General features: G+C 45.9%; 13 protein-coding genes. 3 read left to right on the top strand and 10 right to left on the bottom strand.

Annotated features, from left to right (window positions below):
* Positions 1–59: 59 nt before the first annotated feature.
* Positions 60–3158, bottom strand: a complete 3099-nt coding sequence (locus H6F50_RS18130) for a zinc-dependent metalloprotease (protein WP_242029098.1) — start codon at positions 3156–3158, stop codon at positions 60–62.
* Between the two features lie 341 nt (positions 3159–3499).
* Here H6F50_RS18130 and H6F50_RS18125 point away from each other — a divergent pair, with 341 nt between their 5' ends.
* Positions 3500–4372 (top strand): hypothetical protein, encoded by an 873-nt coding sequence (locus H6F50_RS18125; RefSeq protein ID WP_190415171.1) that lies wholly within the window; start codon positions 3500–3502, stop codon positions 4370–4372.
* Between the two features lie 264 nt (positions 4373–4636).
* On the opposite strand, the gene H6F50_RS18120 is transcribed toward H6F50_RS18125, so the two are convergent.
* Both H6F50_RS18120 and H6F50_RS18115 read right to left on the bottom strand, forming a co-directional pair.
* Positions 4637–4822, bottom strand: a complete 186-nt coding sequence (locus H6F50_RS18120) for a hypothetical protein (protein ID WP_190415172.1) — start codon at positions 4820–4822, stop codon at positions 4637–4639.
* A gap of 83 nt (positions 4823–4905) precedes the next feature.
* Positions 4906–5646, bottom strand: a complete 741-nt coding sequence (locus H6F50_RS18115) for a peptidylprolyl isomerase (protein ID WP_190415173.1) — start codon at positions 5644–5646, stop codon at positions 4906–4908.
* A 234-nt stretch (positions 5647–5880) separates the two neighbouring features.
* Here H6F50_RS18115 and H6F50_RS18110 point away from each other — a divergent pair, with 234 nt between their 5' ends.
* A complete protein-coding gene (locus H6F50_RS18110) occupies positions 5881–6273 on the top strand; it encodes a hypothetical protein (RefSeq protein ID WP_190429768.1) in 393 nt (130 codons plus the stop codon).
* Positions 6274–6638: 365 nt separating this feature from the next.
* Here H6F50_RS18110 and H6F50_RS18105 read toward each other — a convergent pair whose 3' ends face one another.
* The 6 genes from H6F50_RS18105 to H6F50_RS18080 form a co-directional block, all read right to left on the bottom strand.
* Complete coding sequence (locus H6F50_RS18105) at positions 6639–6911, bottom strand: hypothetical protein (protein ID WP_190429767.1); 273 nt, start codon at positions 6909–6911, stop codon at positions 6639–6641.
* A 117-nt stretch (positions 6912–7028) separates the two neighbouring features.
* Complete coding sequence (locus tag H6F50_RS18100; RefSeq protein WP_190415176.1) at positions 7029–7238, bottom strand: hypothetical protein; 210 nt, start codon at positions 7236–7238, stop codon at positions 7029–7031.
* A 128-nt stretch (positions 7239–7366) separates the two neighbouring features.
* Positions 7367–7579 (bottom strand): hypothetical protein, encoded by a 213-nt coding sequence (locus H6F50_RS18095; protein ID WP_190429766.1) that lies wholly within the window; start codon positions 7577–7579, stop codon positions 7367–7369.
* Between the two features lie 141 nt (positions 7580–7720).
* A complete protein-coding gene (locus H6F50_RS18090; protein ID WP_190429765.1) occupies positions 7721–7939 on the bottom strand; it encodes a hypothetical protein in 219 nt (72 codons plus the stop codon).
* 253 nt (positions 7940–8192) lie between these two features.
* Positions 8193–8618: a HetP family heterocyst commitment protein gene (locus tag H6F50_RS27230; RefSeq protein ID WP_190429764.1), complete on the bottom strand. Its 426-nt coding sequence runs from the start codon at positions 8616–8618 to the stop codon at positions 8193–8195.
* 27 nt (positions 8619–8645) lie between these two features.
* Positions 8646–10406 carry an HlyD family efflux transporter periplasmic adaptor subunit gene (locus H6F50_RS18080; RefSeq protein ID WP_190415180.1) on the bottom strand — a complete coding sequence of 587 codons (1761 nt, stop codon included), beginning with the start codon at positions 10404–10406 and terminating at the stop codon, positions 8646–8648.
* A 57-nt stretch (positions 10407–10463) separates the two neighbouring features.
* On the opposite strand from H6F50_RS18080, the gene H6F50_RS18075 reads away from it, so the two are divergent.
* Positions 10464–10778, top strand: a complete 315-nt coding sequence (locus tag H6F50_RS18075; RefSeq protein WP_190429763.1) for a hypothetical protein — start codon at positions 10464–10466, stop codon at positions 10776–10778.
* A gap of 46 nt (positions 10779–10824) precedes the next feature.
* Here the strand turns inward: H6F50_RS18075 and H6F50_RS18070 are convergent, their stop codons facing one another.
* A complete protein-coding gene (locus H6F50_RS18070; protein WP_242029096.1) occupies positions 10825–13266 on the bottom strand; it encodes a peptidase domain-containing ABC transporter in 2442 nt (813 codons plus the stop codon).
* Positions 13267–13540 lie beyond the last annotated feature (274 nt).

Raw genomic sequence — 13540 nt, 5'->3', positions numbered from 1 at the left:
CTGGATTTAACCTCTCCTCCAACCCTTTCAAGTTGCACCATTTATCGTCGATGGTGGATTCACTTCGATTCCAACTGGGCGTTTAAGGCTTTGTTAATGCGATCGCGTGTTTCGAGAAGGTGCGCTTTGGTGTAGGTGTCGAGATTCTTCTGCTTCGACGCACTATCCAACGATTTCCGTAGTTGTTGCAGTTCGTACCATGCCAACGTCCGCGCATCTTCCGGTACCGATTCAGTCCGCAACACCATCCCCAGCATGATTTCTAGATGTTCGCGTTGCAAGGAACGGCGGAGGCTGGAAATATTCGCGGGTTTGCGATCGGATTGCTGTACCTCTGTCCAAATGCTATTTTGCAGGGTGTCGAAGAGTTCTGGTAGCGTCAGCGCTTCCCCTGGTTTCGTCTTCAGTTCAATGTCGCGCAGACGATTTAGGCGATCTTCTGATAGAAGCGATCGCAATACGCGACGTTGCTGCAACAGTAGGTTTTCGTGAATGGGATAATCTAGTCGGAAAATCGGGATCGGATTTCCCCAGTGTCTCCAGCGCGACGGTGCTAACTGATTGAGTAATTCCGGCGGAAAATCAAAAGCGTCTGCGGCAAATACATATTTGCCTATTTTTGTCAATGCATCGCGCTGTTTTTCTAGCGGCACGGGTTCAAACGGCAAACGCCCGTTGGGATCTCCGGCATGGTTGCGGCTAAATGACTGCCCACCAATGTATTGACTCATCAAATTAGCGTTACTGAAGTAGTAACTTAGTATCGTGTTAAACAACACGCGCATTTCTTCATAGCTATCGCCCTGCAACGGGTAACGCTTATCCAAACGCCCCCACATCATCCGGGCGTTGTCCATCTGCGACTGTGAGTAGCGCAGCACATCGCCACTCAAATCCCAAAGACTGGCACCCGGATCGAGATCCAAGATGTCTTCATCCGTTGCATAGGCGTATTCTGATTCGGGCGATTTGGAGGCAATTTGCTCTAAAAATCGCTTCTCAGCTACAAAATTTGTTGCCCCACTCGGTTTATAACCGTACTCAATCGCCCATTTGTCATAAGGGCCAACAACGCCTGGATAATACTCTCCTTGCTTCACGCCTTCGGGTGCCAAGTTGACGGGAACGTAATCCATCACCGAACTCACCATTCCTTTGATGCGCGTGATGTCGGTGTTGTTCAATTCTTCTGGCTTTAGCAGCGTGCTACCGTGGAAGTTGTGCCGCAACCCTAAAGTATGTCCAATTTCGTGGGAAATCAGGTGGCGGATATACTGATGCACAAATTCTTTCATTTCGTTGCTGTTAGGCAAGACATTGTGAACCAGCGATAATGCGATCGCTCCCATCGCTGATTGAGTAGCCGCTTCCATGCCGTAGCAGAGATCGTGGTCTTGTAGGAGTTGCGAAAAATCGGGGGTAGATAATGACGGATTTTCCTCTTTTCCTTTCTCCGTCGCTTGTCCTCTCTCCAATCCGTTGCAGAGATTGGGATTCCCCGCAATTTGGGAAAATAACCCGGTTTCCGACGACTGGCTTGACTCGACAAGGTTGCGATATCGCTGCTTGATCGATTGCACCATGTTGGCATCTACAATGATGTCGGCGTCTAAGATTTCGCCAGTCAGCGGATTGACACGCGATGGCCCTCTGGCAGAATATCCATCCAAAGAATTGATCCAGCGAATCGTGTTGTAGCGGACATCTGCGGGACTCCAGGTGGCATTATCCGGCATTTGCCGCACTTCAATGGCGTCCTTAAATCCCGCCTTCTCAAAAGCTTTGTTCCACATCAGAACGCCTTCGCGGATGGAGTCGCGGTACTCAACCGGGACAGAATTCTCAATCCAGAAGACAATTGGTTTCTTGGGTGGTGACAAGGATGCTTTCGGATCTTGCTTTTCCAAGTGCCAGCGATGAATATAACGAACAAAAGGTTCTCTGCGGTTGTCGTTGGAGAAGTCCTTATAAGCAGTAATAAAGTAGCCAATCCGGTCGTCGGCAAGACGCGGAATATAGCCGTTGTTTTCCGGTAGCTGGGATAAACTGTAATGGACTTTAAGGCTGAGTGCCCTGCTATCAGGCAGAGTCGCTAAATTTGCGTCCTGGCTACTCGTCGATGAGAAACCGTAAACCGAGGAAATTTCGATATTGAGGGGAAAGGCTTTGGCGGTGTCGAAATACGACTTGCTACTGTCGAGGCGGTAGGAAGTATCCAAAAACGTTTTTAACATCGAGGTTAACCCAGGCAAATCGGTGAGGAGTAAGTCCCCCATATCGATAAGCAGGGTTTTGCGTTGCGGATGAGTCGCTTTGATGTCCAGCGAGTAGAGGACAGAGTCGCTAAACGCCCGGTTGAGCGATCGCTCTTGCGGCTCCCCAGAGCGCGTGCGAAAGTTAACATTGCGAACCACAAAGTGTAAATTCTCGTTCACGCGACGAAAATAAAACAGGAAATCATTTAGGGGAACTCCGCTATAAATCCCGCGTTCTCCAATCCCCGATTCCATCGTCACGGTGCCGAGGAAGTTTTTATTGAGCTGTTCGGGCTTGATTTCTAAATAAATTTTGCCCGTCTTCTTGTTGCGGTAGAGGGTAAACAACCCTTCCACCTTCTCCGTATTTTTAACGATTTCATCAAAGCCAGACTTTTTAGTAGCTTTACCCGCGTCACCCGCGTCTGCCATCTGAAGCGCTGCCTGGTTGGTATCTTTCAGCAGCCCCAATATCGGTTGTAGCGGCACCGTACTGCCATCTTCATGCTGTTTTTTAGTATCTTTGACCATCCACGCAAAAGGCTGTTGCTCTGGCTGATTTTGGCTGTCTTTGATGACCCATACGTGAGAATACGGAGACGTGACAGAGGTAGGAATTTCGAGTGCTGACCCCTCTTCACTTTTTTGAGGCAACTTATTTGCGCTGCCCCGATCGAGAGGAATCTGTTGCAATTTATTAGTAAAACGGTCTGACTTCTGGCTTCCAGATAGCTGCTTCTTGGTAACAGCAGCCTCAAGCGATCGCATCTGTTGGCGACCGCCCAACCTTTCCACCGCTTTTAGAGGCACCAGCGCCTGCGCTGCTACTTGTAGCTCTATCCCGAACAACACTCCTTGTAGAACCAATAGATAGAACGGCAATTTTTTCATTTTGTTCAGCATCCGAATGACCATTCCTACTTCATCAAATCTTTAAAAAGTATTTCAGTATATTTACTGGAGCTTTACTCTAATTTTAGAGAATTGGGATTATGATACTTACGTGAAAGTCCTTAAGTATTTCTTTGCTAAAGTGCAATAGAAACTTTTCTCGTCAGTCTTTTCAGCGTAACCCAAAGGTTTGTTAAATGGAGACATCCATTTAACAAACAGGCTGTTTATTGTTATTGAAAACAGTCTAGGTGAAATTGTTCCTTTGTTAGTTCATCGCTTCGATCTGCAACTTTCAGCAGGTCAAAATTCTCATGCCCAAAATTTTAGTGACATAAGGAAATAAGGTTTTTATGATAACCAAACAACGTCCCAGCTTACGCTTCTTGCTGTTCGCAACGCCTTTGATGGCTAGCTCTGCGTTCGTTGCTGCGCCTGGTTGGGCTGCAACTCTAGCCAAGTCTGAAGCGACAGTAGAACTGAATAAATTTAGCCACTCACCTGTTGAGGTGGAGGCTTTTACTGAGGCTTTTACTGAGATATTTACAAGCAGTAGTGAGGTGACTGCCGATGCTGATGCCTTTGCAGAATTTACAGCCGATCCCTCCCCTAAAAAAACCTCAGCTTTCAATTTCTCTTTAAGTAAAATTGAGGGCGAAGGTAAGAGCTATTTTGGACAGGTGAAAAGCGTAGCTGGAGTGATTGGCTATAACTTTCTAGTAAATGCAGGTCAAACTTTCTCTTTCGATTTTTCAGCTTTTTTAGGTCTTAAAACCTCTATTGACGAACCAGAATTTGAATATGCTAGTGCGTCTGGAGAGGTAAATTTTCAGTTATATAACACCCAGAATAATAAAGATACGAAGACTTGGATTCCTTTAGACTTTTTTAGCTTAGCCGGAAAAATAAAGACATTAGAACCTGGTGATTTTCTTGCTTATGAGAAGAGCGCCAACGTAACCGTTAAGCCAAATAAAGTTTTTTTAGAGACTTCTTTTGGAGGCAACGAAGAAACTGCTGAAGCTTTTATTCAAGGTAAGTTTTCGCGTAAATTCGATAGCTTAACTTATCTAACCTTAGTAGAAACTAAGACAAATAAAGTGAAAGCAAGTAAGGCAATTGCTGAAACCCCAGAGTTTTCGAGTACCTTAGCTTTACTCTTATTCTGCTTAATGGGCGTTGGATATGAAGCCAGAAAGAAAGCTGTTGCAGTGAAGTCAAAGTAAAAACGTTAGGCGACTAAAGTCGTAGCTACACGAACGAAGCCTGCCTACGTAGCCTTCATTTTTCAGCCTCTTAGTAGGGAATAGTTGCTGTAGGGGCACGGCAATGCCGTGCCCCTACAATGGCATAGAGATGATTTTTTCTAGAAGTCCCTAATAGAAACATCCTAATGCTTGTAGAAAGGGCGATCTGTAATCGCTAGGGATATAACAATTCTCGTTTGGATGCAGTAAGATTATATCCCACCCCACTTTTCAGGCAGGTGTCTATTTAGAAGTCACGCTAGATGTTGAGCGACTGCTACAACGATTGCCGGAACAGACTTCAACCGTGACGCATTGACTAATTGTATTCTCACTATCATCCGACGTAATGACTACGCTCTTGGCTTCTGCAACGCTTTTTCCATCAGATGAGACGATTCGCTGAATTAAGACTTTAGAACGGATCACGATTGATATCCTCCATTCAGAAGGGTGAATTAAAAGCAAGAGTTTAGATAGAATTCTAAACTCACCCAAAATTGGTGGCTTGTTCAAACCATTTGGTTATGAATCATATAATTTAACTCACTGGTTAACCACTCTTCAAAGAGTCTATCAAGGATTTCTTGATACCTTTCAGGGGTTAATTCCGCAGGAATGAACTCTTCAACCATTAAGAGATGATAACCTTGCTCGGTTTGGATGGGACCCATTACTTCTCCGATTTGGGCACTAAATATAAGGGCGGCAATATCTGGCTTTAAGTTCCAGCGGAAAAGCTTGCCTTCCAATCCACAATGATGTCTGCGCCTTTCATCACAATCGTAAAGATGAGCGGCTTGATGAAAATCGATCTCCTCTTCTTCAATTTGATAGAAAAGTTCTTGAGCGACCTTTTCGTAAGGAACAATAATTTGGTAGAGTAAAACTTGGTCAAAATCAAGCCGATTTTCCGCAAAGAACTTCTCGACTTCTTTAGAGAATAGAGAATTAGCTAACTTGCAAGCCAGAATGCGATCGCTAATTCCTGCCTCCCAGTCATCCACAGTAATCATCTGGTCTGCCAGCCATGCTAGCGTGTCTGAGGCTTTCTCCAAACGCTTCTCATAACGCAGCCTATCCGCGTCAGCCTGAATTTCTTCTGCGGTGACTGTTAGGTTTCTTTCCTGAGCCGCTTTTTCGATGATTCTTTGATATAAAATTTTTTGATGGACATCCTTCAACTGAAGATTTTTTTTCAGGAAATTAACCACTTCATTCGGATGAATAGATGCCCCTGAAAGATCGGTCATATCATTGTTATGACTCCACTCAGTTAGACTTAATCAGTAACTAGCCTCACACCAAGGCCTGGAAAAACTCGGCTACCTAGCCCTACAAGGCTATAGGAAGCTCCTTCATTGTTGCTACTATTATTTTCAACAGAAAGGTCTTTACGTTGTTCAATAATCTCACTCTTGTCTGGAAGAGATGATAGCAAAGAGAAGTTGCTAATGTAGGTTGCGGCAACGGTTGATGAGCGGGAAGTGCTTGGGACGTTAGGGTTAGAGAAGGTTGCCACTGGCAAGGTGGTTGAGATTCCAGCAGCATTAGGGATGATTGTTGCTGGCGCATTAACTTTAGCGCTAGTGATATTAGCGCTAGTGATATTAGCGCTATTGGGATTGGCAGAGGTTGCAGGTGTAGGAACGGTGACGCTAGTGGGATTGGTAGAGGTTGCGGGTGCGGCAACAGTGACGCTCGTAATATTAGGAGAAGTTGTAGATGCGGCAGCTGTGGCGCTAGCGCTACTGGATGTTGCGCCAGGAGTAAAGACTGTCGCACTTTGGCTACTGGGAGTTCCTGTAGGAGATGTCGCTGTCGCACTACTACTACTGCCAGAACCCGCTGAAGATGAGAATGCGCTAGAGGTACTTTGACTGCTGCTGAAACCGCTATCACCAGACGAGGTTGCTGTTGCACTACTGGTAGCGGTGACACTACTAGAACCACCTCCAGAGGAAAATGAACTAATGACGCTTAAAGCGCTGGTGAAATCTTTGCCACCCGGAGAGTTAGCTTGGGAAGGTAGAGCAACAGATACGATCAAGCTTCCAGCTAGACCAAGATACAAAACGCATTGAGATGATTTAATCATATTGTTTATATGTCCTTAGATCAACAACTTAAATAAAGTCAGCAAGGCAAACTAAGGCATAATTATCTTCAGTTTTTACAGTCACAGAAGGATTGATAAACAGTCCAAGGTAGGGTATATCTTGAACTGTTATCTGCCAAATCTAGATTAATAGCCACCGGAAGTCCATGTTGAAACAGACATATTACCCTTGCTCCCAAAAGCACTAGCTGTGGCCTTCAGGCTATTTTTTGTTCCCTTGCTACTGCTAGTCGAATAACTAAAGTAGTCCGTGTCTTTGACATCGATATAATCAATCGGGATGCTGATATCTTTCAAAAAGTCGTGCAAGGTAATCTTGCTTGAGCCACCTGTCACCCCACTTGAGTCCGAAATTCCCGAATCAAAAAAAATTAAATCATTGATTGTTAATCCACTCATGGGAGTCCTCCTGCTAACAAAAAGGCCGCTGAAAGCCTTTTTATTTACTTAAAATTGGCTTTCAGCAGTTCTCAGACTTAAATTTGCTCAATGGCTATAAGCAATAGCCATCGTTAATTAGTTACTTTGGTAAACGTTGGCTGAATTGGAAGAAATTGCTACAGCAGTTGCTGGACCGAAGAATGATTTAGCCGTTGCTTTGGAAGAAGCGTATTGACTGAGATAGCTGTAGTTGCTCTTAGATGTGCTGTAGTAGCTATAGCCAGCACCAACAACGCTGGGAGATTGTTCGGCAACTTCTAAATGGCTCAGGTCAGAAATAATCATGGGATGTCTCCTTTTCAAAATGGGTTTAGTTTTTGCAGAAATCTGGTTGAAAAGCCAATTCCGGGGATAAATTCCCCTAAGGTTTACTACTGAAAAAGCTCAAAGTTTAGGGCAGCAGTCACCTTTCATCAATTAATTTGGTAAACGCTGGCGTCATTGGTAGAGATTGCTACCGCAGTTGCTGAACTTAAAAATGATTTAGCCGTTGCTTTGGAAGAAGCGTATTGATCGACATAGCTGGAATTGCTCTTATAATTGCTATAGCTATAGCTATACCAACCACCAACAACACTGGGAGATTGCTTCGCAGCTTCCAAATGGCTCAGGTCAGAAATAATCATTCGATGTCTCCTTTCCAGATTGAGAATTTGGTTTACTTTTTGAGTAACCGAGTTAGAAAGCCTATTGTCGATAGACTTCCAGAGAAGTTTCCCCTAATAATGCTCAATATTTAGAGCATTATTTAACAGCAACCGCCACTTTTAAAAATTTAGTTGGGTAACGGTGGCTACATTTGTAGAAATTGCTACGGCTGTTGCTGGACCAAATACTGATTTAGCCGTTGCTTTGGAAGAAGCGTATTGATTGAGATAGCTGGAATTGCTCTTATATTTGCTGTAGCTGGAGTAGCTATAGCCAGCACCAACAAGACTGGGAGATTGGTCGGCAACTTCCAAATGGCTTAGGTCAGAAATAATCATTAAATGTTTCCTTTGCAATTCAGTTTTTTTCTGAAACAACCTTGTTTGGTTGATATAAACAATATAAACAGTATGGTTAAGGTCGTGTTGCCATTTTGGCATTTTTTCTCGATGATTTAAAAAATAGTGTGAGAGCAGTTTTTTGGCAATTGTAAAAGAAAAACCTGCCCCATTCTTTAGTAAAGATGAACGCGGCAGGATTTTTACGACTGGTCAAAAAATCAACTTCAATCTTGAAGAGCAGATTTTTTTGTTATTTAAATTCCCGAAAAATTGAGTTTATTTTTTGAGTTTTTATGACTAACCAGGGGTCGAAATGACCCCCGCTTCCCCGTACTTGTGGCTCAGCGATCGCTTCTAGATAACCAAGGTCTTTAATTGTGCTTAAGCACTTGTGTGACTCTAGGCTCTCTGACCCGATTGCAGCCCTTTGATTATCTGTATTTAAAGTATCTGTTTTACAGTTGGTGTGTCTGCCAACTTGGCAGTTTTCTTTGAGCAATCGGTTGTATGTTCGGTAGGGGATGTAGTGTAGGGGATTGTAACCAGCAAACCGCAATAGTAAAACGCAAGCCCAAGAATACTTTCCTTCCATGATGGCTTCAACAACTTGATTAAACTGTTCGGAATTCATGGTTTTGTCAAGTTTAGGATTAGAACAGGGAATGTGATAAGCCATAACAATTGCCCTTGGATAAATTTGGTTTTACAAACTGATGCCGCCTTTTTGCATCTGGCGGATGGGATCTAACAGAATGTCGGCAATCCGGCGTCGGCGGATGATAATCTCCGCAGAGGCAGTTTGACCGGCTTTAAATTTGATGTTTTGACGATCTGCATTGATATAGTTACGATCCAGCGCTACTTCAATTCGATAGACTTCTCCCAGTCGCTCATCGGGTTTCGCATCGGGAGAGACGGATTGTATCTTCCCGGAAACGATACCGTACTCTTGATAGGGGTAAGCGTCGAATTTGATTTTTACTGGCATTCCCGTTTTTACAAAGCCCGCTTCTTGATTGGGTAAACTGGCTACGAGAATCATGGGTGCTTTGTGGGGAGCGATTTCGGCAACAGTTTGGCTGGGTTGAACCACTTCGCCAACGTTGCGGACTTTCAGAGACGACACCACTCCATCAACGGCAGCAGTCAGAAACCGTTGTTTGAGCTTTGCTTTAGCGGCGTTCAGCAGATTTTGAGTTTCAGCAATTTGGGCTTTAAGCTGAGTCATTTCAACTTCTAATTCCTGAATTTGCTGCTGTGTTTCTATCTGAGTTTTGCGCTCTTGAGCTTGTTTTTGAGCGAGTTCTGCGTGGAGTTGCTGTGCTTGTGCGAGCGTCTGCTTTAAATCGCCTTGACTTGAAGCGATCGCGCGATCGCCATCGCGCAGAGCTTGCTGGGCTTCAAACAGCCGGTCTTTAAGAGTTGTGTCTTCTTCTAGTTGAGTTTTGGTGATGGCACTTTGGCGATCGCGCATCATTTGCTCGGCATCCAGCAAATATTTCTTGGAGATCGCCCCCTCTTTGACCAGCGGTTTTACCCTCTCGACTTCCTCTACCGCTGCCGCTACATCAGCTTTTAGTTTCTTGTGCAGTTCTGCCGTCGTCGCCGACAGGGGTTTTAGTGTTTCGAGTCTTTCTTGATTCGCCGTCTTTGCCGTTTGAAGTTGAGCGATTTGTTCGCGGGTAGCAGATCCTTTGGCATTGACTTCGGAGATCGCAGCAAAAGCTGCTTGAGTGTCTGAAGAAGCGATCGCTGTCTGGGTTTTCACTTCCAGATGCGTTTTCTCTAGAAGCGCTTGCTTCTGAATAAGTTGCATTTGATTCGTTGCCAGCATTTGCTGCAAACGCTCTACTTCACCCGCCGCAATTTGGGTATCCAGTTCCACTAACACTTGACCGGCTTTTACCGCTTGACCTTCTTTGACGGCAATATTGGCAACCTTGCCCATTTCCACTGGGTCAATCTTATAGACGGCTCCTTTGGGCATTAACCGTCCTTGAGCGTGACCCACTTCGTCAATTTGCCCAAAGGTAGCCCAAGCCCCAAAAGCCAGACAGAAAGCCATTCCGCCCAATATCAGCTGACGAGGAAGCGTGGAAGGTGGCTGGTCAAGCACCGTCTGCAACGAGGTAGACCATTGGTTGGTTCGAGTCTCTGGAGAAGTGGCAGACGCGAAATGAACTTGAGAATTGCTAGCTGTTTCAGTCGAGGTGGGCTGTACGCTCATTTCGATAGAGCCAGTCGCACCCCCGTAAATCTCAGCAAAAGAGCGATCGCACTGACGCTGAATCTTGCCAGGATGAGTAACCGACTCGCCTTGAGTCGGAGTACGGGATAATATCCCCTGGCTATCGAATGAATTCTGGTTGCTACCTGTATAGCCTGAGCCAAAAGGCTCAACGGGTGGAGTTAAGGGTAGGTTTGAGGCCGTTGATGCAGAAATCGATCTGATTGGTTTTTGCATGGCTGTGGCCCAGAATGAGCAAGTTCAAAGTTTGAGATTGAGGATGGCTCTCGTTGCTTGGATTTAACGAGCGGTGCCATTTTTAGCCGGTTTCAGCAACATTTTGGTTTGGCTTTTCATCGTTACCAATTTTTCCACAGGAACTCCCTTTTTATCCTAATTTCTGCTGCTTGGAAAGTCTGCCAAATTGGCATATTTTTTGCCAAATTTTCTGAATTAGCTGCCAATTCACCGAGGACTGGAATTGATGATTGCAATGCTACTGAACAAATGGTCGTGGAAGAGGAATTTGGCAGAACAAGAATCTTTAACATCGTAACGGTTGTAATTTGCTCCACATTCCTGCCAACGGATGAAACCAATTTCAAGTAAAACTGTAATAATTCATACAAGTTGGCTCGGTTTAGAACATTTGGAGTTAAAGATCCAGTTGTTGCTGCGCTAGATGGTAATAAAGACCTTGAAGCGAAATCAGTTCATCATGAGTACCGCGCTCAATTAGAATGCCTCGATCTAAGACCAGGATGCAGTCAGCGTGTCGAACCGTTGAGAGTCGGTGGGCAATGATAAAAATTGTGCGATTTCGGCTAATTCGAGCTAAATTTTGCTGGAATCGCCGCTCGGAGTCAGTATCTAGAGAGCTGGTAGCTTCATCTAAAATCATAATTTGAGGATTTCCCAAAAGCGCTCGAGCAATCGCAATTCGTTGTCTCTGTCCGCCGGAGAGATTTGCCCCCCGTTCCCCAACTTTCGTGTGATATCCCAACGGCATATCTTGAATAAAAGCATGAGCTTCTGCAAGTTTTGCCACTTCAACAACTTGCTCTAAGGTAAAGTCATCCAAGTAGAGCGTAATGTTTTCTAAAATGGTTCCGGAAAACAAAAAACACTCCTGCGGTACCACCCCCAACTGACTCCGCAAGGAGGAGGGAGAAACATGGCGGGTATCGTGACCATCGACACAAATTCGACCGCTGGTTGGCTGATATAAACCCTGGAGAAGATTGACCAACGTACTCTTTCCAGACCCGCTGCGCCCAACAATTGCAACTGTTTGCCCAGATGTCACTTCAAAAGATAGATTCTGAAGCGTATTGCGCTCTTGATCTGGAGAGTAGCGGAAGGTAACATTCTCCAATTTCACCTCGCCGCGCAACCGAGGTAGAACTAGCAAAGGTTTTTGAGGACTTTCTTCGGGTTGAGCTGAAAACACATCATTCAGCCGTTCCACAGATACCAAAACTTCTTGCAGTTCATCCCACAGGTTCACCAGTTGCAGCACGGGGTTGATGACACTACCAATCATCATATTGAACGCGACAAACTGACCGATCGTGAGCCGATCCTGAATTACCAGCGTCGCCCCGTACCAAAGCAATGCTGTAGTACCCAAGGTATTAATTAAGCCGCCGGTAACTTGCAAGCCGTTTGCCAGTTTTTGACCCTGAAATTGGGCATTTAGGGTGCTGGTTAAGCGGTCTTCCCAACGCCAGCGCAACTGTCGTTCTGCTGCTGCCGCTTTCACCGTGGCGATGCCGGTCATCATTTCTACGAGTGAGGAATTTTGTCCCGCCTCTTCGTTAAAAATTTTCCGCGATACTCCTCTGAGAAATGGACTCGCCACCACCGTCAAAATAACAATCGGGGGAATTAGCGCTACCACTACTAAGGTGAGACGCCAGTTGTAATAAGCCATTAGCCCCAAATAGACGAGTGCCATTGAGGCGTCTAACCAAGCTGTGACCGCTTGGCGAGTTAGAAACATCTGGATTTTCTGGTTTTCCTGAACGCGCGTGATAATGTCCCCGACATGGCGCGATTCAAAAAAGGCAAGGGGTAAGGTCAAGGTGTGGCTGATAAAGCCGCCGATCAGGGTGAGGTCTAATCGGTTGCCAAAATAATCCAGCAGGTATTGTCGAATTCCCGTGACGCAGACGCGCCAAACGCCAAATAGTAGCAGACCAAGGCTAAAGACATGCAGGGCGATCGCGCTTTTGTGAACAACCACCCGGTCGAGAATTATCTGGGTAAACAGGGGGGTAATCAGACCAAAAATCTGGATCAGCAGAGACGCCAGGATAATTTGTCCGATCGCGGAACGATAAGGCCAAAGCAAACCCCAAAAGCGATTGAGAGAATTTTTTTCCGTTGGGGTGGCTTGCAGCGATGGCGTCGGATCGAGCAGCAGGGCGTATCCCGTCCAACTTGCGAGAAATTCCGCCTGGGAAAGCGATCGCCTGCCGACTGCGGGATCGGCAATCAGGATGCGATCGCCCTTGACTCGGTAAACCACCACATAATGATCGCCCTGCCAGTGGGCAATCCAGGGGTTTTTCCCCTCGATTAAGCGGTTTAAACTCGCCCTGACGGGTTGTGCGTGAAATCCGACCTTTTCTGCCGCTGCGCCTAAGTTCTTCAGGGAGGCACCGGCACGCCCCACGCCAGCGAGATTCCGTAAGGAAGTGATGCTAAACCGTTTCCCCCAATATTGCCCTATCATTGCCAAGCAGGCAGCACCGCAGTCGGAAGAGCTTTGCTGCTCAATCAAGGGATAGCGTTGCCAAAACCATCGACCCGGACGCTTGACGGGTTTGGGAAAAGCAATCGGAGGCGATTCAGGGGGCTGGATATTTGCCTGCACATCTGAGTGAATTTGCGGCGACTGAATTTGTGGCGGTCGATTGCCCTTCAAAGAAGCTGGTGGAGACAGGTTTTTTGGCTGATGCCGCAATTTTTCTTTCTCCGTAGATTCACGGTGCCCGTTTTCAAGCGATCGCTCGGCAACTGCTTCTGACTGCTCTGAGAAAGTTGCTGCGATTAGCGCAATTGCTCGTGCTGCCTCAAAGTGTTGCTCAGGCAACTGATAAACGACTAAATCAGTCTGGGCAATCCAACTGCTCGGTGTGGGATGAGGATACCCCCAACTTTGTCCGATAGCGGGGGGTAAATCTGCGTCTTGTCGGCTTTCAATTTGACCGCTGCGTAACCAAAAGCGACCCGCCTCGGAGGGTGTGGATTCAATAGACCTCTTGCACGAATCAGCTAACCAGAGCTAGCTCAAAGTTGATGATGCCTGCGAGTAGATGCACTCGGCGCGTAAAGTGCCGCCGTCGATTCCGATAGCGCTCAGCCAA

Source organism: Coleofasciculus sp. FACHB-712 (assembly GCF_014695635.1).
GTDB lineage: Bacteria > Cyanobacteriota > Cyanobacteriia > Cyanobacteriales > FACHB-T130 > FACHB-T130.
The sequence above is the reverse complement of the archived record's forward strand: the minus strand, read 5'-3'. Positions and strand labels throughout refer to the sequence as shown.

Excerpts from the sequence above, each read along its gene's own strand:
- H6F50_RS18130 (WP_242029098.1), bottom strand. The coding sequence starts at position 3,158 with ATGCTGAACAAAATGAAAAAATTGCCGTTCTATCTATTGGTTCTACAA.
- H6F50_RS18125 (WP_190415171.1), top strand. The coding sequence starts at position 3,500 with ATGATAACCAAACAACGTCCCAGCTTACGCTTCTTGCTGTTCGCAACG.
- H6F50_RS18115 (WP_190415173.1), bottom strand. The coding sequence starts at position 5,646 with ATGACCGATCTTTCAGGGGCATCTATTCATCCGAATGAAGTGGTTAAT.
- H6F50_RS18105 (WP_190429767.1), bottom strand. The coding sequence starts at position 6,911 with ATGAGTGGATTAACAATCAATGATTTAATTTTTTTTGATTCGGGAATT.
- H6F50_RS18100 (WP_190415176.1), bottom strand. The coding sequence starts at position 7,238 with ATGATTATTTCTGACCTGAGCCATTTAGAAGTTGCCGAACAATCTCCC.
- H6F50_RS18095 (WP_190429766.1), bottom strand. The coding sequence starts at position 7,579 with ATGATTATTTCTGACCTGAGCCATTTGGAAGCTGCGAAGCAATCTCCC.
- H6F50_RS18090 (WP_190429765.1), bottom strand. The coding sequence starts at position 7,939 with ATGATTATTTCTGACCTAAGCCATTTGGAAGTTGCCGACCAATCTCCC.
- H6F50_RS27230 (WP_190429764.1), bottom strand. The coding sequence starts at position 8,618 with ATGGCTTATCACATTCCCTGTTCTAATCCTAAACTTGACAAAACCATG.
- H6F50_RS18080 (WP_190415180.1), bottom strand. The coding sequence starts at position 10,406 with ATGCAAAAACCAATCAGATCGATTTCTGCATCAACGGCCTCAAACCTA.